The following is a 21,583-nucleotide window of genomic DNA, read 5'->3' on the forward strand; positions in this document are numbered from 1 at the left end:
TGGGGTCACAATAAATACAGCCGACGCTGAATGGTGCCCGATAAGGCAGCGGGATGATGCCTTGCGTACCGCCAGACTCAGGAACAGGCCGCACGCGACGACCGCTGGCCAATCCGCTCACGAAACGCCTGGTAATGCGTGAGCACCTGGACCGGCGCCTCGATCTGCGGGTAATGGCCGATGCCGGCCAGCAATACCGTATCGGCATGCGGCACGAGCTGGTGGTAGCGCTCCACCATATGAGCCCCGGAAATGGGGTCGACCTCACCGTCGATGACGCGCAATGGCACGTCGTCGCGCTGCATCGCCGCCACCCAGCGATCACGCAGGCGCCGACGCTGAGGGATATAGCTGATCAGTTTGTGCAGGATGCGCGGGCCATCATTGCGCTCAATCAGGCTCCAGAAATCATCCAGGGCACTTTCGCTGGGGCGCGTGCGGGGACCAAAAATCTGGTTGAAACTGCTGGCCACGCTGCTTCGTCCGCAAGCTCGGCCAATCATCCAGCCCAGGGGACTGAGCAATAATTTCTGCACCAAGGTCGCGCGATGGGTTTCCGGGAACAACCCACCGTTGAGAAACACACAACTGGCCATCTGAAATTTACCCTCGTGATGCCGGGCCAGGAGTTCCTGGGCCACGCTGTCGCCATAGTCATGGGCGAACACGTGCACCGGTTTTGTCACCCGCAGGTGCTCGAGCAGCGCCTGCTGCAGGTCCGCCTGCTCCAGCAGGCAGTAACCGTGATCCAGCGGTTTGGCCGAGTCGCCAAAGCCGAGCATGTCGCAGGCAATCACCTGGTGGTGCTGGGCCAGGGGTTGCCACAGGTAATGCCAGTCCCAACTGGCCGTGGGAAAGCCATGAATCAGCAGCAGCGGCTCGCCCTGCCCGGCCACCCAATAACGAATGGAGTGGCTGCGAAAGACGAAGTCCTGGCCGCGCTTGCGCCAGACGCTGAGCGGTATTTCGGCAAGTGGCATCAGCTTTTATACCTGGGCACAGGGCGATAGCAGCCCGCCAGATCGATACGCGTCTGCCATTGGGCCGCACTGACCTGGTCTTTGACATGCTGTGGCAATAAAACCGGGGCTAGGCTCACGCTATTGACCTCCTTGGCGCACTTATTGTTTTTTAAGTGATGGGCCAGTCTAGTCAGACGCCCTGGCTTGCGAAGTTGCCTTCGCAGCCAGCTTGATGACTGAGCGAGTCAGCCAGGAGAATAGTACAAATCGGTGTCAGGGAAGCGCCGTCAATAAAAGCACGCCGGACCGTGCGCCCCAGACGACGCGCCCACTTGCTACTGTTGCAGGGCAGTCACAAACTCGGCCAGCCACGGCTCGGCGTCGCTCTCCGGGGTCACGCTTTCGCTGGCGTCCAGGCGCAGCATCGGCAGCACTTCGCGCAGGCCCAACTCAGCGAACACTTCACGCATTTGCTCGCCACCGCCGCAGAAGGTATCGCCGTAGCTGGCGTCACCCAGGCCAATGACCGCACCGGGCAGGCCACGCCAGGCGGCGGGGAGTTGGTCGCGAATACTTGAATACAGTGGCTGCAGGTTGTCGGGCAACTCGCCCATGCCGGTGGTCGATGTGACCGCCAGGAACGCCTGGGGGGCGAATGCCTGAACGTCCGCCAGCGTGGCGCGCGGGTTGTGCCAGGCCTCAAAACCCGCTGCGTTGAGGATGTCCCGGGCGTGGCGGGCAACTTCTTCAGCCGTGCCGTAGACCGAGCCGGAAAGGATGGCGACTTTCATCAATCTGATCCTGTCATTGAACGAAAGCGTAGGATATTAGCAGTTGCACCAGGGTTTCAGTGCGAGCCGTGCAACCTTCAGAATTTGTCATAAACTTGCATCGTCAAAACAAGCCATGGAACGCTCATGATTAACGCCAAGCTGCTGCAGATGGTTGTCAACGCGTCCAACGACGGCATCGTCGTTGCCGAACGCGAGGGCGAAGAGAAGCCGCTGATCTACGTCAACCCCGCGTTCGAACGGCTGACCGGTTATACCCTGGACGAAATTCTCTATCAGGATTGCCGCTTCCTGCAGGCGGGCGATCGCGACCAGCCGGCCCTGATGGCGATCCGCGAAGCGCTCGACAGCGGCGGCGCCTGCCGAGAGATTCTGCGCAACTACCGCAAAGACGGTACGCACTTCTGGAACGAGCTCTCACTGTCGACGGTGTACAACGCAGCCGACCAGCAGACCTATTTCGTCGGTGTGCAAAAAGACGTCACCACCCAGGTAAAGGCGCAGCAACGCGTAGCGCAGTTGGAGGCCCAAGTTGCCGAGCTTAAAGCCGAGCTGGCGGCGCTCAAGTCAACGAGCGGCGTTAACAAGCTGTAAAAAATGCCTTTTTTAGCGCAATAATGGCCTTTTAATGCGCAACCTTTGAGCTCTATCAATGCATCGCGATGCCCTATTGACTCAGGACGAGCTGGATTTTATCCAGAACATGCAGCACAACCCGCAGCTCAACCTGCGGGATGCAGGGTCGAGCCTGACGGTAAATGGCGGAGCGCAGATTCGCGATCTGCTGACCCGCTTGGCCGCCCATGATCAAGTCACCATCCAGGCGCAGTTCGACAACCAGCAACTGACCTTTCCTCTGCATCTGGTGGAGGATGAGTTTCATGCGGTGCATCTCAGGTTGGGCGTGCCGAGTATTTTTGAAGACGGGCCGATGGTTCGCCCATGGCGCCTGGCCCTCGAAGCGCCGGTGGCCCTGGAGAACATCAAGGGCTACGCCAGCGCGCTGTGGGTGCACCAAGTATCATTCAAGGGTGTGCTGGTAGAAGGACGTGGCCGAACCCGACCGCCCAAAACCTTTTCGTTGTGGTTCAGCCCGTCCGGTTACGAACGCATTGCGCTGCGCGGCACGCTGGAGCGGGAAACCGCCCGGGGATTGTTCGCCTACCGCTTGAATCAGAGTGACGCGGGTGAAATCGAGCGCCTGCGCCAGTTCATCCTGCACCAGCATCGTCTGGTGCATCCGCATGTACACGCCTGAGATCAGGTATCCAGGCCGCCGCTGAGAAACCGCTGCAGACGCTGCTGCATCTGGCGCGCTTCGCTGCCCAGGCAACCAATGGACGTACCGGCCAGATCGGCCTGCAACAGCTCCGATGCAGCGCCTGCCAGCAGCAGCGGGCAGTTGAGGGTCAATGCCAGGCGGTTCAAACGCGCATTCAGGTCCTGTTTGTGTGAGTGATTGGAGAAAATGACCAACGCCTGGGGGCGGACCTTTTCACAGACCAGGGTCAACTCGTCGACCGGCTGACCCAGGCACAGCACCTTCACGGTCAAATCCTCACCGCTCATCAGCAGCGCCGCCACCAGTAGCTCCAGTTCCCGGCACTCGCCAGGCATGGCGCTGAGTAATAGGCGGGGGGCTGGCGACGCGCTCGCTGCCTGCAGGCGCAGGAAAGTCTGCACACGCAGGAAAGCGTCGAAAAACAGCCACTCACTGGCCTGGCCGAAACGGCCCTGACGGCGCAGCAAGTCGTTCCACAGCGGCATCAGGATGTCCTGGAACGCGACGCTCAAGGGATAGGTAGAGAAAATCTGACCGTACACGCTTGCCAACTGGCGGTCGTCGAAAGCACTGATGGCCTGCATCAGACGAGCCCGCCACTGCGGCCATTCGCTGACATCAACCGCGTCACGCTCGGCGCGTATCGCGTCGGCCTGTTGACTGTCACGGGCCAGAAGCTTGCCTACCTTGCTCACTGCGACGCCGCGCTCAGTCCACTGGAGAATACGATTGACGGTCTCGATATCGGTCCTGGAGTAGAGGCGGTGCCCGCTTTCGGTGCGCACGGGCCGGATCAGCCCATAACGCCGCTCCCATGCCCGCAGAGTGACGGGATTGACGCCTGTCAATCTTGCGACTTCCCGAATAGGGAACAGTTGCTCCGAATCAGTCGATTCCAGCTGCAAAGTGCTATTAGTCGGTGCGGTAATCACGTTATTTCTGACAGAAGTCACCAGGAATGGAGCCTCATTTAACGCATTTAAACCTGTCTTTTTCAAGGCCTCTGGACTTCGGACCAACGTCACTGGCGTATTTCCTCAAAACAGGAATAATCCTTGCCTGTTTTTTCAGTGCAGTGGCACTACCCGCCGCTGCGCTCGTGCGCCGCCTACCCGGTCAAGCGCACCCGTTTATCTGGAGATACACAATGTCTACCTCCCCCGTCACCTTGATGGTTGCGCGTCGTGTGGCCAAAGGTCGCTACGAAGAATTGATGGCCTGGCTGCGCGAAGGCGAGCAATTGGCCACGGATTTTCCCGGTTACCTGGGTTCCGGCGTGCTCGCACCGCCGCCCCATGATGATGAATTCCAGATCATCTTCCGCTTCGCCGATGAAAAGACCCTGCATGCCTGGGAGTTTTCCGCGTCGCGCAGTGCCTGGCTGAGCCGTGGCAGCGAGCTGTTTGCCGACCCGTCCGAACATCGCGTGAGCGGCATCGATGGCTGGTTCGGTGCCGTGGGCGCACGCCCGCCGCGCTGGAAACAGGCGGTGGCGATCTGGCTGGCGTTTTTCCCGGTGTCGCTGCTGTTCAATTTCGGCCTGGCCCCCCTGCTTGGCGAGCTGGACCTGTTCAGCCGAGTGCTGGTCAGCACCTTGGCGCTGACCCCGCTGATGGTTTACCTGTTCATCCCGTTGTCGACGCACCTGCTGGCGAACTGGCTGCATCCAACCGCGCCGCGCAAGGTCAGCGAAGCCGCTGTCTGAGTACAGGGGAGACGGGTCACTGGTATAGTTTGCATCTGCCAGCGACTCGAGCCTCCCATGACTGCAACCAACGCCCCGATCCTGATCACCGGTGCCGGCCAGCGTGTCGGCCTGTATTGCGCCGAGCGCCTGCTGGACGAAGGGCAACCGGTGATATTCAGCTACCGCAGCGAACGTCCAGGTGTGCAGCGCCTGCGCGAACGCGGCGCGGTCGGCCTGTTTGCCGATTTTTCCAGCGAGGCGGGAATCCTGGCGTTCATCGCTGAGCTGAAGACACAGACCGACGCGCTGCGCGCGATCATCCACAACGCCTCGGCCTGGGTCGCGGAAACGCCGGGCGACGAAAGCCGCGCCTTTATCGATATGTTCAGCGTGCACATGCTTGCGCCGTACCTGATCAACCTGCATTGTTCACCTCTGCTGCACCGCTCGACACCGGCCGACATCGTGCATATCAGCGACGATGTGGTGCGCAAGGGCAGCCGTCAGCACATCGCCTATTGCGCCACCAAGGCCGGGCTCGACAGCCTCACGCTGTCGTTTGCCGCGCAGTTCGCGCCGTTGATCAAGGTCAACGGCATAGCACCGGCCATGGTGATGTTCAATGAAGGCGACGACGCGGCCTATCGCGCCAGGGTCCTGGCCAAGTCGGCACTGGGCATCGAGCCCGGGCCGCAAGTGATCTACCAGAGCGTGCGTTACCTGCTGGACAACCCCTATGTCACCGGGACCACCCTGACCGTCAACGGCGGGCGGCACATCAAGTAAGCCGTTTGTGAGGATGTTGTATGACTTTGTCCCTGCCCCACCATTACCGCGAGATTCTCAAGGGCCTGGGTGAAGATCCTGAGCGCGAAGGCCTGCTCGATACGCCCAAGCGCGCCGCCAAGGCGATGCAGTATCTGTGTCATGGCTACGAGCAGAACCTGCAGGACATCGTCAACGGCGCATTGTTCGCCTCCGACAATGACGAGATGGTGATCCTCAAGGACATTGAGTTGTACTCGCTGTGCGAGCATCACCTGCTGCCCTTTATCGGCAAGGCCCACGTGGCCTATATTCCGACCGGCAAGGTGCTGGGCCTGTCGAAGCTGGCGCGCATCGTCGACATGTTCGCCCGGCGCCTGCAGATCCAGGAAAACCTCACGCGGCAGATCGCCGACGCCATCCAGGACGTGACCCAGGCCGCCGGCGTGGCGGTGGTGATCGAAGCCAGGCACATGTGCATGATGATGCGCGGCGTGGAAAAACAGAATTCAACCATGAACACCTCGGTGATGCTCGGCGCCTTCCGCGAGTCGAACACCACGCGCATGGAGTTCCTGCAACTGATTGGACGGAGCAAGTAGCAATGCCACAACTTCAACCAGGCATGGCGCGCATCCGGGTCAAGGACCTGTGCCTGCGCACCTTTATCGGCATCAACGAGGACGAAATCCTCAACAAGCAGGATGTGCTGATCAACCTCACCATCCTGTATGCCGCCCAGGAAGCCGTGCGCGATAATGACATCGACCATGCCTTGAATTACCGCACCATCACCAAGGCGATCATCGCCCACGTCGAAGGCAACCGTTTTGCCCTGCTCGAGCGCCTGACCCAGGAGTTGCTGGACCTGGTGATGAGCAACGAATCGGTGCTGTATGCCGAAGTCGAAGTGGACAAGCCCCATGCGCTGCGTTTTGCCGAGTCGGTTTCGATTACTCTGGCGGCCAGCCGCTGATACTCAAGTGAGCCCTATGAACGACCAACAACGCCTCGAACTCGAAGCCGCCGCCTTTCGCCGGCTGGTAGCCCACCTGGACAGCCGCAAGGATGTACAGAACATCGACCTGATGAACCTGGCCGGCTTCTGCCGCAACTGCCTGTCCAAGTGGTACAAGGCCGAGGCCGATGAGCGCCGGATCGAGCTGAGCCTCGATGACGCCCGTGAAGTGGTGTACGGCATGTCGTACGCGCAGTGGAAAGCCCAATACCAGAAAGAAGCCAACGCCGACCAGCAAGCGGCGTTCGCCCAAGGAAAACCCCATGACTGACCTGAACACCCTGCGCACCAGCCTCAACAGCGGCGAACACGCCTTTGCCGATACCCTGGCCTTTGTAGCCGCAGGTTATGACTACCAGCCGCAAGCCTTCACCAACGGCGAGGTGGAAAATGCCGCCGGCCAGAACGAAGGCTCGTGCAAGACCCTGGGATTGGCATTGCTGGAAGGGTTGAGCGATCAGGAAGCGTTGCTGGCGTTTGGCGAGCATTACCGTTCGGTGGTGGCGACGCCTGAAGGCTCTGATCACGGAAATATCCGCGCGTTGATCGCCCACGGCCTGGCCGGTGTGAAATTCACCGCCGAGCCACTGACCCGCAAATCCTGAGTCATACACAAATCAAAATGCGGGAGGGGGCTTGCCCCCGATTGCGGTGGTTCAGTAACAAATGTACTGACTGACACACTGCTATCGGGGGCAAGCCCCCTCCCACATTTGTTTTGCAGTGCTGCTTAGAACGAGGCGTCTTTCAGACCATCGAGGTAACGCTCGGCATCCAGGGCCGCCATGCAACCGGCGCCGGCCGAGGTGATGGCTTGACGGTACACGTGGTCAGCTACGTCGCCGGCAGCGAAGATGCCTTCGATGTTGGTAGCGGTGGCATTGCCTTCACGGCCGCCCTGCACCACCAGGTAACCGTCTTTGGCTTCCAGCACGCCTTCGAACAACGAGGTGTTCGGGGTGTGGCCGATGGCGATGAATACGCCGTCGACTTTCAACTCGTCGAAGCTGCCGTCGTTGTTCTTCAGGCGAGCGCCGGTCACGCCCATGTTGTCGCCCAGCACTTCGTCCAGGGTGGCGTTGAGCTTGAGGATGATCTTGCCTTCAGCGACACGGGCGTGCAGCTTGTCGATCAGGATCTTCTCGGCGCGGAAGGTTTCGCGGCGGTGCACCAGGGTCACGGTGCTGGCGATGTTGGCCAGGTACAGCGCCTCTTCCACGGCGGTGTTGCCGCCGCCGACCACAGCTACAGGCTTGTTGCGATAGAAGAAACCGTCGCAGGTCGCGCAGGCGGAAACGCCCTTGCCCATGAACGCTTCTTCCGAAGGCAGGCCCAGGTAACGCGCGCTGGCGCCGGTGGCGATGATCAAGGCGTCACAGGTGTAAACGCCGCTGTCGCCGATCAGGCTGTAAGGCTTCTTGGAGAAATCGACCTTGTTGATGTGGTCGAATACGATCTCGGTTTCAAAGCGCTCGGCGTGTTCCTTCATACGCTCCATCAGCACCGGGCCGGTCAGGCCATGGACATCGCCCGGCCAGTTGTCGACTTCGGTGGTGGTGGTCAACTGACCGCCCGCCTGCATGCCGGTGATCAGCAGCGGCTTGAGGTTGGCCCGGGCAGCGTAGACGGCAGCGCTGTAACCGGCAGGGCCGGAACCGAGAATAATCACTCGCGAATGACGGGTATCAGACATGACTCACTCCTATCGACCGCCCGGACTACAAGACGGCTGGAATAAAAAAGGACCGCGAAGCACTTGGGGAAGGCTTGAACTCGCGGATCCTGAAAATAATGGGTGCAGCGTATAGAGGGGGGCAAGATTAAGGAAATACGCAATAACAATCCAGCTCATAGGTGGTCTCTATGCAGTCGTCCCGGTTGATCGGTCGGTTTGTTACAGCTGATGTTGCCGCTTTCGCCCAGGAGGCAAAGCCGGTAAGGTCGGCGCGTTCGTCCCTTTGCTCGGAGTCCTCCATGCCCGCCCCTGTTCTTTCCGGCCCGCAGTACCTGCGTGAAGGCCTCAAACTGGTGTTGAGCCCTGGCCTGCGCCTGTTCGTATTGCTGCCGCTGGCGATCAACCTGGTGCTGTTCGTGGGCTTGATCTATTTCGCCGGTCATCAGTTCAGCCTATGGGTCGACCATCTGATGCCGACGCTGCCAAGCTGGCTGAGCTTTCTGAATTACCTGATCTGGCCGCTGTTTGTGGTGCTGGTGGTGCTGATGGTGTTTTTCACCTTCACCATGCTCGCCAACATCATCGCGGCGCCGTTCAATGGCTTTCTATCGGAGAAAGTCGAAGTGGTGGTACGCGGCACCGACGACTTCCCGCCTTTCAGCTGGGGCGAGCTGATCGCGATGGTCCCGCGCACCCTGGCCCGGGAAATGCGCAAGCTGGGCTACTTCCTGCCACGGGCTATCGGCCTGTTCATCCTGTCGTTCATTCCGGTGGTCAACCTGATTGCCGCGCCGTTGTGGCTGCTGTTCGGCGTATGGATGATGGCGATCCAATACATCGACTACCCGGCCGATAACCACAAGCTGGGCTGGAACGAAATGCTCGCCTGGCTGCGCCAGAAACGCTGGCAGAGCATGAGCTTCGGCGGCGTCGTCTACCTGGTGCTGCTGGTGCCGGTGGTCAACCTGCTGATGATGCCGGCGGCGGTCGCCGGGGCCACGTTGTTCTGGGTGCGCGAGCAAGGTGCCGAGACGATGGCGGGGCAACAAGTAGCGCGGTCATAAATCCATCATGCCAGTGACACAATGACGACATGGCCCGCAGCGACACTGTGGGTCATGACGACAGCCTCGCTTCACATCACCCTGATCACCGAAACCTTCCCGCCGGAAATCAACGGGGTGGCCAACACGCTCGGCCGCCTGTGCGACGGTTTGCGCGCACGCGGCCATCAAATCGAACTGGTGCGCCCGCGCCAGGGTGTCGACCAGAGCCGGCCGAGTGACGACCAATTGCTGCTGTGCCGCGGCTGGCCGTTACCAGGATATCCAGGGCTGCAATGGGGCCAATCGTCGATGCACAAACTGCTGCGGCGCTGGACCCGTCAGCGGCCGGATGTGCTGTACATCGCCACCGAGGGGCCGTTGGGCCTGTCGGCATTACGCGCGGCGCGGCGCCTGGGCATCAGCGTGGTCAGCGGCTTCCACACCAACTTTCAACAGTATTCGAACCAGTACGGCTTGAGTCTGTTGAGCCGCCTGGTCACCCATTACCTGCGCTGGTTTCATAACCGCTCGACCTTGACGCTGGTTCCCAGCGCGAGTCAACGCCTGGAGCTGGAACGTCGGCACTTCGAGCGCCTCGGGATGCTGTCCCGGGGAGTCGATAGCCAACTGTTCCACCCGGCGAAACGCGACTACAGCCTGCGCGAAAACTGGGGCTTGGAGAGTGACGATATTGTGGTGCTGCACGTAGGACGCCTTGCCCAGGAGAAGAACCTCGGGCTGCTTAAACGCTGTTTCGATGCGTTGCAGACCGCCTACCCCTCGCGGCGGTTGAAGCTGGTCATTGTCGGCGATGGCCCGCAGCGCGGCCTGTTGCAGCGCGATCTGCCCGAAGCGGTATTCTGCGGCACCCAGCGCGGCGAAGAGCTGGCACGGCATTACGCCTCGGGCGATCTGTTCCTGTTTCCCAGCCTGACCGAGACGTTCGGCAATGTGGTGCTGGAAGCCATGGCCTCCGGCCTGGGCGTGGTGGCGTATGACCAGGCGGCCGCCACCCAGCATATTCGCCACGGCTACAACGGTGTACTGGCGATGCCGGGGGATGAGAACGCATTTTGCGATGCAGCCGTGTGGTTGTTGGAGGAGCGCGAGACGCTGCGCCGCGCGCGTCTGAATGCCCGCCAGCACGCCAGTCGCCAAGGGTGGCCGGCGATTATCGAGCAATTCGAGAGCCAACTGCGAGGCGCATGCGGCGAGCCATTGGTTACCCCTGTACAAACGTGCGTGCGTTGAAACGCCTTCCCGTAAATGGGTAGTGCAAGGTCGGGTAAGGATTACCTGATATTTAAATGAGGAACGCCTTTCGGTGAATTGCCAACCATTGATACCTGCCACCTCTGGCAGGTCCTTCAAATCAGTGGAGACAATGAAAATGTCAACTTATGGAATGGGTGTGCGCAACGGCGTCAACATGCCGACGGCGGAGTGGACGCGCCTGCAACAGATATTGGACAAATCCAGGGCCGAGCCCCCCACCTACGACCAGTCTGCACGTAAGGACGGGCACAGGACCGATCACAGCCGAGAGCTGAAGAAAGGGTTGGAGTACTGAGGTTGCAGACCGGCTCCCCATGACGTTCACGGGGAGCACCGCCATTTACACCAGGCTCGTCAACGCCTCACGACTGAACGGTAGAATATCGGCCTCTCGGCCTTCACGCACCTTCACCGCCCAATCCGGATCCACCAGCAGCGCACGGCCCACGGCGACCAGGTCGAACTCATCGTTATTCAAGCGCTCCAGCAGTTTCTCGAGGCTGGCCGGCTGCGCGACTTTGTCGGTGTTGACCATGAACTGCAGGAACTCGCCGTCCAGGCCGACACTGCCCACGGTGATCGTCGGCTTACCGGTCAACTGGCGGGTCCAGCCGGCGAGGTTAAGGTCGGAACCTTCGAATTCCGGCTCCCAGAACCGGCGTGTAGAGCAGTGAAAAATATCCACGCCAGCATCGGACAACGGCTTGAGAAATTCGCCCAACGCCTCGGGGGTTTGCACCAGGCGCGCCGTGTAGTCCTGCTGCTTCCATTGGGAAAAACGCAAGATGATCGGGAAGTCCGGGCCGACCGCCGCGCGGGTAGCCTGGATCAGTTCGATGGCGAAACGTGAGCGGTTGGCCAGGCTGCCGCCGTATTCGTCGGTGCGCTGGTTGCTGCCTTCCCAGAAGAACTGGTCGACCAGGTAGCCGTGGGCGCCGTGGATTTCCACACCGTCCATGCCGATGCTTTGGGCATCCTTGGCCGCCTCGGCGAAGGCATTGATCACGTCCTTGATGTCCTGGGTGGTCATGCCGTGCACGACGACAGTGCCATCCTTGAGCTTTTCCATCGGCCCGTAGGCGGGCACGCTGGCGTCAGGTTCGGTACCTATACGGCGCACACTGCCGACGTGCCACAGCTGCGGAACGATCTTGCCGCCTTCGGCGTGGACCGCATCGACCACTTTCTTCCAACCGGCCAACGCCGCTTCGCCGTAAAAGTGCGGAACATTGGGGTAGCCGTTGGAGGCTTGATGATTAACCACTGTGCCTTCGGTGATGATCAGGCCCACACCGGCGGCAGCCCGGCGACGGTAATACTCGATCACCTTGGAATTGGGTACGCCACCTGGAGAAAACGAACGCGTCATCGGCGCCATGACCACGCGAGTCGACAGTTGCAGTGCACCGAGTTGGAAGGGTTTGAACAAGGCTTGGACGGGCATGGAGCACTCCACATGAGGCGAATTTATGATGTGGATAATATGCACGCCAAAGCTTGCTGGGTAGCACTATTGATCTGAGTGATTAAGGCGATAAAAACAACCGTATACCTGTAGGAGCGAGCTTGCTCGCGAAAAATCGCAGGGCGGCGCGTAAATCCTGAGTGTACGCATCACCGTTGGCGATTTTCGCGAGCAAGCTCGCTCCTATAGTGGGGGGGATTCAGGCCAGGGCTTTTTCGATGGCCTGGACGACCGTTGGATCATCCGGCGGCGTACGCGGCGAGAAGCGCGCCAGTACACGGCCATCCTTGCCGAGCAGAAATTTTTCGAAATTCCAGGTGATATCGCCTGGAAACTCGGCACCCTCGCCCGCCAGCAGGCGGTACAGTTGGTGACGATCAGGGCCGTTGACCTCAAGCTTGCTGCCCAGCGGGAACGTCACCCCGTAGTTGAGGCTGCAGAACTCCTGGATCTCTCGCTCGGTACCCGGCTCCTGCCCTGCAAACTGATTGCAGGGCAGGCCCAGCACGGTGAAACCCTGGTCTTTGTATTGCTGGTAGAGGTTTTCCAGGGCCGCATACTGCGGGGTCAGACCGCATTTGGAGGCAACGTTGACCACCAGCACAACTTGGCCCTTGAAGGGCGCCAGCGGCAGCTCTTGCCCGTCCAACGCTTTGAGTTTCAGGTCGTGGAAAGCACTCATGACGAACTCCAGATATCCCATGTTCTTCGCATTGCAGCCGTTCGAGATTACAGACCACAAGCCTGCAAGCATAGATGCCGATTGAAAAACTCGCCCACCGGTTACTGAGCGGTTGGCCACGGCAAGATAGGGATCGCCGTCACCGCGTTCTGCGGGCTGCCTTCGATCAGACGGTCGCTGTAGACCAGATACACCAGGGTATTGCGCTTCTTGTCGAGAAAACGCACCACCTGCATGGTCTTGAACACCAGCGAGGTGCGTTCCTTGAACACTTCATCGCCGTCCTTGAGTTCGCCCTTGAAGTGGATCGGGCCGACCTGGCGGCAGGCGATCGAGGCTTCGGCGCGGTCCTCGGCCAGGCCCAGGCCACCTTTGACGCCGCCGGTCTTGGCGCGCGACAGGTAACACGTCACGCCGTCGACCTTGGGGTCATCGAAGGCTTCGACGACGATCCGGTCATTGGGGCCGACAAACTTGAACACCGTCGACACCTGGCCGACCTCTTCGGCCGAGGCCAGCAGTGGCATGGCCAGCAGCAGGCCGAGCAGTCCCTTCACTAAACGCATCGTGTATTCCTTTGGTTAAACCAGGATCAGGTTGTCGCGGTGAACCAGTTCCGGCTCGGCCATGTAACCCAATAGTCCGACAATCGCGTCGGACGATTGTCCAATAATCTTCTGCGCTTCCAGGGCACTGTAGTTCGCCAGCCCGCGAGCGATCTCACGACCATCCGGCGCCACGCACACCACCATCTCGCCCCGGCGGAAGCTGCCCTGCACCAACTTGACGCCTACCGGCAGCAAGCTTTTGTTGCCCTGGGACAGCGCCGACACCGCGCCTGCGTCCAGCACCAGGGTGCCGCGGGTTTGCAGGTGCCCGGCCAGCCACTGCTTGCGCGCTGCCAGCATGCCGCGTTCCGGCGACAACAGGGTGCCGATGCGCTCGCCGGCCTTGAGACGGTCCAGCACGCGCGCAAGGCGCCCGCCGACGATGATGGTATGGGCACCGGAGCGCGCGGCCAGGCGCGCAGCGCGCAACTTGGTCTGCATGCCGCCACGGCCCAGGGCGCCGCCGACACTGCCGGCCACGGCGTCCAGCGCCGGGTCATCGGCGCGCGCTTCATGAATAAGCTGGGCGTCGGGGTTGTGGCGCGGGTCGGCGTCGAACATGCCGTCGCGGTCGGTGAGGATCACCAGCAGGTCGGCTTCCACCAGGTTGGCCACCAGGGCGGCCAGGGTGTCGTTGTCGCCGAAGCGGATTTCATCGGTGACCACGGTGTCGTTTTCGTTGATCACCGGGATGACCTTGAGCTCCACCAGCGCACGCAAGGTGCTGCGGGCGTTGAGGTAGCGCTTGCGGTCGGACAGGTCGTCGTGGGTCAGCAGGATCTGCGCCGTGTGGCGGCCGTGCTCGGCAAAGCTCGATTCCCAGGCCTGCACCAGGCCCATCTGGCCGATGGCGGCGGCGGCTTGCAGCTCGTGCATCGCGCTGGGTCGCGTGGTCCAGCCGAGGCGGCTCATCCCGGCGGCAACCGCCCCGGACGAGACCAGCACCAACTCAACGCCCGCTTCATGCAAGGCCACCATCTGCTCGACCCAGACACTCATGGCCGCGCGGTCCAGGCCCTTGCCATCCGCCGTCAACAACGCGCTGCCAATCTTTACGACCCAGCGCTGCGCACCTGTCACTTTGCTCCGCATCATCTTCAACCTTAGAGTGAGGGCCGCGCGACCCAGCGCCGCCCATAACGTTATACCCGGATACCAAAACGCCGCTCTAAAGAGAGCGGCGTTCAAGTTTATCGCAACGAATCAGTCACGCACGTAAATGATTTCCGGACCGTCTTCGTCATCCACGTCTTCTTCGTCCCAATCATCGTCGCCGATGTCATGCACCGACTTCACGCCGCTGCGGCGCAAGGCACGCTGATCATCCAGCGCTTGCAACTGAGCACGGGCTTCGTCTTCGATCTGCTGGTCGAGTTCGGCCAGTTCGGCCTTGAACACCGGGTCGGCCGCGAGGCGGTCGGCGCGGTCTTCCAGGTAGCGCATGATGTCGCGGGTCAGGCGCTCGGTGCCTTCTTTGGCGATGGCCGAGATCACGTAGACCGGACCTTCCCACTCCAGGCGATCGACGATTTCCTTGACGCGTTCCTCGTGCTCTTCTTCGAGGATCTGGTCGCATTTGTTCAGCACCAGCCAGCGATCACGCTCGGCCAGGGCCGGGCTGAACTTGGTCAGCTCGCTGACAATCACTTCGGCGGCGTCGGCTGCACTGGTTTCATCCAGTGGTGCCATGTCGACGAGGTGCAGCAGCAACCGGGTGCGCGACAAGTGCTTGAGGAAGCGAATGCCCAGGCCCGCGCCGTCGGAAGCACCTTCGATCAGGCCTGGAATATCGGCGATCACGAAGCTTTTCCAGCGGTCGACGCTGACCACGCCCAGGTTGGGTACCAGGGTGGTGAACGGGTAGTCGGCGACCTTCGGCTTGGCGGCCGATACCGAGCGAATGAAGGTACTTTTGCCGGCATTCGGCAGGCCCAGCAGGCCTACGTCGGCGAGAACTTTCATTTCCAGCTTGAGATCGCGCTGCTCGCCCGGCTTGCCAGGGGTGGTCTGGCGCGGTGCACGGTTGGTACTGGACTTGAATCGGGTGTTACCCAGACCATGCCAGCCGCCTTGCACCACCATCAGCTTCTGGCCGGCCTTGGTCAGGTCGCCGATCACTTCCTGGGTAGCCGAGTCGATGATCGTGGTACCGACCGGTACGCGCAGCACCAGGTCTTCGCCTTTTTTACCGGTGCAGTCGGTGCTGCCGCCGTTGGAGCCACGCTCGGCATCGAAGTGCCGGGTGTAACGGTAGTCGACCAGGGTGTTGAGGTTTTCGTCGGCCATCATGTAGATGGAACCGCCGTCGCCGCCGTCGCCGCCGTTGGGGCCACCGTTTTCAATGAACTTTTCGCGACGGAAACTCATGCAGCCGTTACCGCCGTCGCCTGCTTTTACTCGGATGGAAACTTCATCAACGAACTTCATAACAAAACGCCTCTCGTCGCATGGACGAGCTTAAGAAACCAAGACATAAGACTCTTGCAAAAATGAGCGCAGCGACCTCAATCAGCGACCGCTTATCCAGCGCCAGAGCCCATCACAAACAGCTTTGCAAGAGACTCACTCCACAAACGAAAAAGCCCCGTCGCAAGACAGGGCTTTTCCAGCGATCTCGCGATTAAGCTGCGACAACGCTCACGTAACGGCGGTTGAACGCGCCCTTTACTTCGAACTTGATCACGCCTTCGATTTTAGCGAAGAGAGTGTGATCCTTACCCATGCCAACACCGTAACCGGCGTGGAATTGGGTGCCGCGCTGACGCACGATGATGTTGCCCGGAATGATTTTCTGGCCGCCATACATCTTCACGCCAAGGCGTTTGGCTTCTGAGTCGCGACCGTTACGGGTACTACCACCAGCTTTTTTGTGTGCCATGAGTCAATTCTCCTAGTGAGGATTAGGCTGAAATTAAGCCTGAATACCGGTGATTTTGATCTCGGTGTACCACTGGCGGTGGCCCATACGCTTCATGTGGTGCTTACGACGACGGAACTTGATGATGCGGACCTTATCGTGACGACCTTGGGAGATCACTTCAGCCACAACGGTAGCGCCGGCAACAACTGGAGCGCCGATGTTCACGTCATCGCCATTGGCGACCAACAGAACGCGATCAAACGTCACGGATTCGCCGGTAGCGATTTCCAGTTTTTCGATCTTCAGGTATTCACCTGGGGCGACTTTGTATTGCTTGCCACCAGTAACAATTACTGCGTACGACATGGTATTTCTCCGATAATCCTGCTCACCCAGCGCTTTATAAGAAGAGGTATTGGCTGGCATGGCTGCATGGGATGGACGTCCCGAATGCAATTGCGTAAGGCAGGTGCTGCCCAGGAAGTTCAGGGTGCGCGATTGTACGCAAGGTAAAGGGGTGTTGCAAGGGGCCGTCTATCGCGCCTTGACACTGGGGGGTCAGGGTCCTAGCATGCCGCGCAACCCTTCTGGAGCGACTGTCGCTGATGCAACCCCAAGCTTTCTACCGCGCGGTCGCGGACGATTTTAGCGCCGTCGACGGCATCATCAAGCAGCAGCTGACGTCTAAAGTGCCGCTGGTCTCCAAAATTGGCGACTATATTACGTCGGCGGGCGGTAAGCGTCTGCGTCCTTTATTAGTGTTGCTGTGCGGCAAGGCCCTGGGCCGCGAAGGTGATGACCTGCGCCTGCTGGCCGCCACCATTGAATTCCTGCACACCGCCACCCTGCTGCATGACGACGTGGTCGACATGTCCGGCATGCGCCGTGGCCGCGAGACCGCCAATGCCATGTGGGGCAACGCGCCCAGCGTGCTGGTGGGCGATTTCCTGTACTCGCGCTCGTTCGAAATGATGGTCGAACTGGGCTCGATGCCGGTGATGAAGATTCTTTCACAGGCCACGCGCATCATCGCCGAAGGCGAAGTGCTGCAACTGTCCAAGGTACGTGACGCCAGCACCACCGAAGAAACCTATATGGAAGTGATTCGCGGCAAGACCGCGATGCTCTTCGAAGCCTCCACCCACAGCGCCGCCGCGCTGTGCGGCGCCACCGCCGAACAGGCCGAAGCCCTGCGCACCTTTGGCGACCACCTGGGCGTGGCGTTCCAACTGGTGGATGACCTGCTCGACTATAAGGGCGATGCCGAAACCCTGGGCAAGAACGTCGGTGACGACCTGGCCGAGGGCAAGCCGACCTTGCCGCTGATCTACACCATGCGCGAAGGCACGCCGGAACAGGCTGCGCTGGTGCGCAAGGCGATCCAGAAAGGCGGGATCGAAGACCTGGAGGCCATTCGCGCCGCCGTGGAAGCGTCCGGCTCCCTGGAGTACACCGCGCAACTGGCGCGTGACTACGTGGCCCGTGCGATCAAGTGCCTGGAAGCCCTGCCCGCCAGCGAATACCGGGATGCCCTGGTTGAACTGAGTGAGTTTGCGGTCGCCCGTACTCACTAAAGCACCAGCGCCGCAGGACCATGTGGGAGGGGGCTTGCCCCCGATAGCAGCAGGTCAGCCAATGGATAAGGTGGCTGACACACCGCAATCGGGGGCAAGCCCCCTCCCACATTTGGATTTCATACAGCCTGCAAGACCACAAAACCCTATATAATGTGCGACTTTTAGCCATCCTGACTCCCAAGGAGCTTTAGTGAGTACGTTGCCACCCTGCCCGAAATGCAATTCCGAATACACCTACGAAGACGGCACCCAACTGGTCTGCCCGGAATGCGCCCATGAATGGTCCGCCAATGGCGAGGCCGAAGTGGCGGGCGACGAAACCGTCAAGAAAGACTCTGTAGGCAACGTCCTGCAGGACGGCGACACCATCACGGTGATCAAGGACCTCAAGGTCAAGGGCACCTCCCTGGTGGTCAAGGTCGGCACCAAGGTCAAGAATATCCGCCTGTGCGACGGCGACCACGATATCGACTGCAAGATTGACGGCATCGGCCCGATGAAGCTCAAGTCCGAGTTCGTGCGCAAGGTCTGAACCTGCTGCATCCATCCCGCGCCCGCCGCGGGATGGCGCTTCGCCCTCGCGTTGAACTGTCTCAAATACCCACACAAAAAAATCGCAAACCGCCAATAGACACTTGCTATTCTACGAATAAGAATTATTCTCATTGAAACCCATCAAGGAGAACGACCATGACTTATTTGATAGATGCCTGGCTGGACCGCCCACATCCGTACCTGCGGATCCTGCATCGGGAAACCGGCGAAGTCTGTGCGGTGCTTGAAGAAGAAGCGCTGAATGAACTGCAGGACCAGGGCGACCTGGACGTCAATGGCCTGAGTTCCAGTGAGCCTGGCGTGCTGAAGGAAGTGGTGAGGAATCTGTTTCTGTTCTGCTATGCCCGAGCGTTGCGCCCGGCGACGGAGCTGAGTGGCAAGTTCCATCCATGAGAAACAACAGCCAATGTAGGAGCGAGCGTGCTCGCGAAGATAACAAAGGCACCGCGTTAAACCAGGCTTTACGCGTTATCGTTGACGTTCTTCGCGAGCAAGCTCGCTCCTACAGGTACAGGTCTTACAAAACGTCGAGCAGCTCGACGTCGAATACCAGAACACTGTGCGGCGGAATGCTGCCAACGCCTTGTGCGCCGTAAGCCAGTTCGCTCGGCACGTACAGGCGCCATTTGCTGCCGGCGTTCATCAGTTGCAGGGCTTCGGTCCAGCCGGCGATCACGCCGCCAACCGGGAATTCCGCAGGCTGGCCGCGCTCGTAGGAACTGTCGAACACGGTGCCGTCGATCAGGGTGCCGTGGTAGTGAGTACGTACTTGATCTTCACGGGTCGGCTTGGCGCCGTCACCGGCCGTCAGCACTTCAAACTGCAGGCCCGAGGCCAGTGTGGTGATGCCGTCACGCTTGGCGTTTTCAGCCAGGAAGGCCAGGCCAGCGCCTGCGGCGGCCTCAGCCTTGGCAGCGGCTTCGGCTTGCATGATTTCGCGGATCACTTTGAAGCTGGCCGCCATTTGCTCCTGGTCAACACGGCTTGGCTTGCCTGCGAAGGCGTCGGTCAGGCCGGCCAGGATCGCGTCCAGGCTGACGCCCGGTGGCGGGTTGTCGCGCAGTTGGTCGCCCAACTGACGGCCGATACCGTAGCTGACGCGGGTTTCGTCGGTGGACAGATTAACTTCGGACATGAAAAGGCTCCGCTGTAGGACGACGCTGTTTATTGCGCCATCCAAAACTAAAAGGGCCCGCAGACTAGCACACAAGTCCGACGCGTGATGAGCCCCGCTCACCCGCTTCTGTTAGCGCATCGGCCCCCTTTGCCGGACTGCCAATAAAAGTATTTCAGATTCATGCCCTGCCGCCGATACAGCGCTACACACTTTGGCTGGCTCCAACAACAACACCGCCCAGCACACATATCATTCTTGCGGAGCATTCGATGAATAGCTGGTTCGGTAACATCAGCGTCAACCTCAAACTGGGCCTGGGCTTCGGCCTGGTGCTTGTCCTCACCTCGATCCTGGCCCTCACCGGCTGGACCAGCCTGGGCGGCCTGATCGACCGCAGCAACTGGATGAGCGACATCACTCAGCTCAACGCCTCGCTGACCAAACTGCGCATCGTTCGCCTGCAATATATGCTGGCCAACGGCGACGAAGCCGTGGCGCAGAACGTGCAAACCAGCCTTGACGCTTTCGCCGCCCAGCAACAAAAGCTGCTGGACAGTTTCAAGAGCCCGGAAAACCTCAAGCTGCTCAATCAACAGAAAGCTGTCATTACGGCGTATCAGCAGTCCTTGAACAAAATGCGCGAGGCCTATCGCAATGGCAACGCCGCGCGCCAGGTCATGGGCGACAAAGCTGACATCGCCAACGCACAAATCGATGCACTGGACACCAACGTGCAGCAGATGCCCGACAGCCCGGAACGTTTCGCACAGTACCAGGCCGTGACAGGTGCCAAGGAAGAATTCCTGCTGGCGCGCTACGAAGTGCGTGGTTACACCAACAACGTCAATGCAGAAAACGAAGCCCGTGCCGCCGCGCAAATCGAGAAAGCCATCGCTGGCTTGAAAGGCCTCAATGCCGTGTTCGGCAGCAGCCAACAGGCCGCGCTGGGCTCGCTGGAAACCGCACTGGGCGCCTACCGCAGCGCCGTACAAAGCTATAAAGCCGCCAACGCCAACATCGTGACCGCCCGCGCCGAAATGACCACCCAAGGCGCCGATATCGTCACCCTCAGCGACAAACTCTACGACATCCAGCTGGAACGCCGCGATGCCGAAAGCGCCCAAGCCCGCAGCCTGCAACTGATCAGCACGTTGCTGGCCTTGCTGGTGGGCATCATCGCGGCCCTGGTCATCACCCGCCAGATCACCCGTCCGCTGCAAGACACCCTGGCTGTGGTCGAGCGCATTGCCTCCGGCGACCTGAGCCACACCATCCAAGTCACCCGTCGCGATGAACTGGGCGTGTTGCAACAAGGCATCCAGCGCATGGGCACCACCTTGCGTGAACTGATCAGCGGGATTCGTGACGGCGTGACCCAGATCGCCAGCGCCGCCGAAGAACTCTCAGCCGTTACCGAGCAGACCAGCGCCGGCGTCAAAAGCCAGAAAATCGAGACCGACCAGGTCGCTACGGCGATGCATGAAATGACCGCTACCGTGCAGGAAGTGGCGCGCAACGCCGAACAGGCTTCGCTGGCCGCCGCCGATGCCGATGGTCAGGCCCGTGCGGGCGACAAAGTGGTGGCCGAGGCCATTGCCCAGATCGAACGCCTGGCTGCCGAAGTGGCACGCTCCACCGACGCCATGGCCCACCTGCAGCAAGAGAGCAACAAGATCGGCAGCGTGATGGACGTGATCAAGGCCGTGGCCGAACAGACCAACCTGCTGGCGCTCAACGCGGCAATTGAAGCCGCCCGTGCCGGTGAAGCCGGTCGTGGGTTCGCCGTGGTAGCCGACGAAGTGCGCGGGCTGGCCCAGCGTACGCAGAAATCCACCGAGGAAATCGAAGGCCTGGTGGCCGGCTTGCAGAACGGCACCCAGCAAGTGGCCAACGTGATGAACAACAGCCGCAGCCTCACCGACAGCAGCGTGGACCTCACGCGCAAAGCCGGTGTATCCCTGGAAAACATCACCCGCACCGTGTCGAACATCCAGTCGATGAACCAGCAGATTGCAGCGGCCGCCGAACAGCAGAGCGCCGTGGCCGAAGAGATCAGCCGCAGCATTGTGAATGTGCGCGATGTGTCCGAGCAGACCGCTACAGCCAGTGAGGAGACGGCCAAGTCGAGCGTCGAGCTGGCGCGGCTGGGTAGCCAGTTGCAGCAGATGGTCAGCCATTTCCGGGTATAAACCACAGGGCGCTGGCCCAGGATGCAGCC

26 protein-coding genes and 3 pseudogenes are annotated in these 21,583 nt (G+C 60.5%); 16 read left to right on the top strand and 13 right to left on the bottom strand.

Annotated elements, in window-relative coordinates; genetic code table 11:
* Window positions 1-77 precede the first annotated feature (77 nt).
* From MRY17_RS21460 to MRY17_RS21470, 3 genes and pseudogenes are all read right to left on the bottom strand, one after another.
* Window positions 78-980, bottom strand: coding sequence for an alpha/beta fold hydrolase (locus tag MRY17_RS21460; RefSeq protein WP_181282366.1), 903 nt, complete (start codon window positions 978-980; stop codon window positions 78-80).
* 17 nt (window positions 981-997) lie between these two features.
* Window positions 998-1,099: pseudogene (locus MRY17_RS21465) on the bottom strand (class II aldolase); the annotation flags it as partial.
* A 198-nt stretch (window positions 1,100-1,297) separates the two neighbouring features.
* On the bottom strand, window positions 1,298-1,753 hold the full coding sequence (locus tag MRY17_RS21470; protein WP_181282367.1) for a flavodoxin: 456 nt from the start codon (window positions 1,751-1,753) through the stop codon (window positions 1,298-1,300).
* 126 nt (window positions 1,754-1,879) lie between these two features.
* On the opposite strand from MRY17_RS21470, the gene MRY17_RS21475 reads away from it, so the two are divergent.
* Window positions 1,880-2,347: a PAS domain S-box protein gene (locus tag MRY17_RS21475; protein ID WP_181282368.1), complete on the top strand. Its 468-nt coding sequence runs from the start codon at window positions 1,880-1,882 to the stop codon at window positions 2,345-2,347.
* Window positions 2,348-2,405: 58 nt separating this feature from the next.
* Window positions 2,406-3,011 (top strand): hypothetical protein, encoded by a 606-nt coding sequence (locus tag MRY17_RS21480; RefSeq protein ID WP_181282369.1) that lies wholly within the window; start codon window positions 2,406-2,408, stop codon window positions 3,009-3,011.
* A 2-nt stretch (window positions 3,012-3,013) separates the two neighbouring features.
* On the opposite strand, the gene MRY17_RS21485 is transcribed toward MRY17_RS21480, so the two are convergent.
* Window positions 3,014-3,964 carry a MerR family transcriptional regulator gene (locus MRY17_RS21485; protein WP_431768393.1) on the bottom strand — a complete coding sequence of 317 codons (951 nt, stop codon included), beginning with the start codon at window positions 3,962-3,964 and terminating at the stop codon, window positions 3,014-3,016.
* A gap of 218 nt (window positions 3,965-4,182) precedes the next feature.
* Between MRY17_RS21485 and MRY17_RS21490 the strand changes: the two genes are divergently transcribed.
* From MRY17_RS21490 to MRY17_RS21515, 6 genes are read left to right on the top strand one after another with little or no spacing between them, the layout of a single operon-like run.
* Window positions 4,183-4,740, top strand: a complete 558-nt coding sequence (locus MRY17_RS21490; protein ID WP_181282370.1) for an antibiotic biosynthesis monooxygenase — start codon at window positions 4,183-4,185, stop codon at window positions 4,738-4,740.
* Between the two features lie 57 nt (window positions 4,741-4,797).
* Window positions 4,798-5,508 (top strand): dihydromonapterin reductase, encoded by a 711-nt coding sequence (gene folM, locus MRY17_RS21495; RefSeq protein WP_181282371.1) that lies wholly within the window; start codon window positions 4,798-4,800, stop codon window positions 5,506-5,508.
* A gap of 20 nt (window positions 5,509-5,528) precedes the next feature.
* Window positions 5,529-6,089, top strand: coding sequence for a GTP cyclohydrolase I FolE (gene folE, locus MRY17_RS21500; RefSeq protein WP_124359780.1), 561 nt, complete (start codon window positions 5,529-5,531; stop codon window positions 6,087-6,089).
* Window positions 6,090-6,091: 2 nt separating this feature from the next.
* Window positions 6,092-6,463, top strand: coding sequence for a dihydroneopterin triphosphate 2'-epimerase (folX, locus tag MRY17_RS21505; RefSeq protein ID WP_003194073.1), 372 nt, complete (start codon window positions 6,092-6,094; stop codon window positions 6,461-6,463).
* Between the two features lie 16 nt (window positions 6,464-6,479).
* Window positions 6,480-6,776 carry a DUF1244 domain-containing protein gene (locus tag MRY17_RS21510; RefSeq protein WP_243352821.1) on the top strand — a complete coding sequence of 99 codons (297 nt, stop codon included), beginning with the start codon at window positions 6,480-6,482 and terminating at the stop codon, window positions 6,774-6,776.
* A complete protein-coding gene (locus tag MRY17_RS21515) occupies window positions 6,769-7,110 on the top strand; it encodes a HopJ type III effector protein (protein ID WP_181282373.1) in 342 nt (113 codons plus the stop codon). The genes MRY17_RS21510 and MRY17_RS21515 overlap by 8 nt, the downstream gene beginning before the upstream one ends.
* A 125-nt stretch (window positions 7,111-7,235) precedes the next feature.
* Here the strand turns inward: MRY17_RS21515 and trxB are convergent, their stop codons facing one another.
* Window positions 7,236-8,198 (bottom strand): thioredoxin-disulfide reductase, encoded by a 963-nt coding sequence (gene trxB / locus MRY17_RS21520; protein ID WP_181282374.1) that lies wholly within the window; start codon window positions 8,196-8,198, stop codon window positions 7,236-7,238.
* A gap of 281 nt (window positions 8,199-8,479) precedes the next feature.
* On the opposite strand from trxB, the gene cysZ reads away from it, so the two are divergent.
* The 3 genes from cysZ (at window position 8,480) to MRY17_RS21535 (ending at window position 10,796) form a co-directional block, all read left to right on the top strand.
* Window positions 8,480-9,244 (top strand): sulfate transporter CysZ, encoded by a 765-nt coding sequence (cysZ, locus tag MRY17_RS21525; RefSeq protein WP_191953404.1) that lies wholly within the window; start codon window positions 8,480-8,482, stop codon window positions 9,242-9,244.
* Between the two features lie 54 nt (window positions 9,245-9,298).
* Window positions 9,299-10,477 carry a glycosyltransferase family 4 protein gene (locus MRY17_RS21530; RefSeq protein WP_181282376.1) on the top strand — a complete coding sequence of 393 codons (1,179 nt, stop codon included), beginning with the start codon at window positions 9,299-9,301 and terminating at the stop codon, window positions 10,475-10,477.
* 139 nt (window positions 10,478-10,616) lie between these two features.
* Entirely contained in the window at window positions 10,617-10,796 is a 180-nt protein-coding gene (locus tag MRY17_RS21535) for a hypothetical protein (RefSeq protein WP_181282377.1), read from the top strand.
* Between the two features lie 45 nt (window positions 10,797-10,841).
* On the opposite strand, the gene MRY17_RS21540 is transcribed toward MRY17_RS21535, so the two are convergent.
* The 7 genes from MRY17_RS21540 to rplU form a co-directional block, all read right to left on the bottom strand.
* A complete protein-coding gene (locus MRY17_RS21540) occupies window positions 10,842-11,945 on the bottom strand; it encodes an NADH:flavin oxidoreductase (protein ID WP_243352822.1) in 1,104 nt (367 codons plus the stop codon).
* A 220-nt stretch (window positions 11,946-12,165) separates the two neighbouring features.
* Complete coding sequence (locus MRY17_RS21545; protein ID WP_181282379.1) at window positions 12,166-12,648, bottom strand: glutathione peroxidase; 483 nt, start codon at window positions 12,646-12,648, stop codon at window positions 12,166-12,168.
* A 101-nt stretch (window positions 12,649-12,749) separates the two neighbouring features.
* The gene (locus tag MRY17_RS21550) at window positions 12,750-13,214 is read right to left on the bottom strand and encodes a CreA family protein (protein ID WP_057724027.1); all 465 of its coding nucleotides are present in this window, start codon (window positions 13,212-13,214) and stop codon (window positions 12,750-12,752) included.
* Between the two features lie 15 nt (window positions 13,215-13,229).
* On the bottom strand, window positions 13,230-14,348 hold the full coding sequence (proB, locus tag MRY17_RS21555; protein WP_243352823.1) for a glutamate 5-kinase: 1,119 nt from the start codon (window positions 14,346-14,348) through the stop codon (window positions 13,230-13,232).
* A gap of 111 nt (window positions 14,349-14,459) precedes the next feature.
* Window positions 14,460-15,683 carry an Obg family GTPase CgtA gene (gene cgtA, locus MRY17_RS21560; RefSeq protein ID WP_003230855.1) on the bottom strand — a complete coding sequence of 408 codons (1,224 nt, stop codon included), beginning with the start codon at window positions 15,681-15,683 and terminating at the stop codon, window positions 14,460-14,462.
* Between the two features lie 193 nt (window positions 15,684-15,876).
* Window positions 15,877-16,134: a 50S ribosomal protein L27 gene (gene rpmA, locus MRY17_RS21565; protein WP_003176049.1), complete on the bottom strand. Its 258-nt coding sequence runs from the start codon at window positions 16,132-16,134 to the stop codon at window positions 15,877-15,879.
* Window positions 16,135-16,167: 33 nt separating this feature from the next.
* Window positions 16,168-16,482 carry a 50S ribosomal protein L21 gene (gene rplU / locus MRY17_RS21570; protein ID WP_003176051.1) on the bottom strand — a complete coding sequence of 105 codons (315 nt, stop codon included), beginning with the start codon at window positions 16,480-16,482 and terminating at the stop codon, window positions 16,168-16,170.
* A 239-nt stretch (window positions 16,483-16,721) separates the two neighbouring features.
* On the opposite strand from rplU, the gene MRY17_RS21575 reads away from it, so the two are divergent.
* From MRY17_RS21575 to MRY17_RS21585, 3 genes are all read left to right on the top strand, one after another.
* Window positions 16,722-17,690 carry a polyprenyl synthetase family protein gene (locus tag MRY17_RS21575; RefSeq protein WP_057724030.1) on the top strand — a complete coding sequence of 323 codons (969 nt, stop codon included), beginning with the start codon at window positions 16,722-16,724 and terminating at the stop codon, window positions 17,688-17,690.
* Window positions 17,691-17,883: 193 nt separating this feature from the next.
* Window positions 17,884-18,225 carry a zinc ribbon domain-containing protein YjdM gene (locus tag MRY17_RS21580; RefSeq protein ID WP_005791320.1) on the top strand — a complete coding sequence of 114 codons (342 nt, stop codon included), beginning with the start codon at window positions 17,884-17,886 and terminating at the stop codon, window positions 18,223-18,225.
* 158 nt (window positions 18,226-18,383) lie between these two features.
* On the top strand, window positions 18,384-18,641 hold the full coding sequence (locus MRY17_RS21585; protein WP_057724031.1) for a PA4570 family protein: 258 nt from the start codon (window positions 18,384-18,386) through the stop codon (window positions 18,639-18,641).
* A gap of 124 nt (window positions 18,642-18,765) precedes the next feature.
* On the opposite strand, the gene MRY17_RS21590 is transcribed toward MRY17_RS21585, so the two are convergent.
* Entirely contained in the window at window positions 18,766-19,383 is a 618-nt protein-coding gene (locus MRY17_RS21590) for an FKBP-type peptidyl-prolyl cis-trans isomerase (RefSeq protein WP_003176055.1), read from the bottom strand.
* Window positions 19,384-19,634: 251 nt separating this feature from the next.
* Between MRY17_RS21590 and MRY17_RS26715 the strand changes: the two are divergent.
* A pseudogene (locus MRY17_RS26715) lies at window positions 19,635-20,651 on the top strand (methyl-accepting chemotaxis protein); the annotation flags it as partial.
* Between the two features lie 309 nt (window positions 20,652-20,960).
* Window positions 20,961-21,554, top strand: a pseudogene (locus tag MRY17_RS26720) (methyl-accepting chemotaxis protein); the annotation flags it as partial.
* Between the last annotated feature and the right edge of the window lie 29 nt (window positions 21,555-21,583).

This window comes from Pseudomonas orientalis (assembly GCF_022807995.1).
In the GTDB taxonomy this organism is placed as follows: domain Bacteria; phylum Pseudomonadota; class Gammaproteobacteria; order Pseudomonadales; family Pseudomonadaceae; genus Aquipseudomonas; species Aquipseudomonas orientalis_B.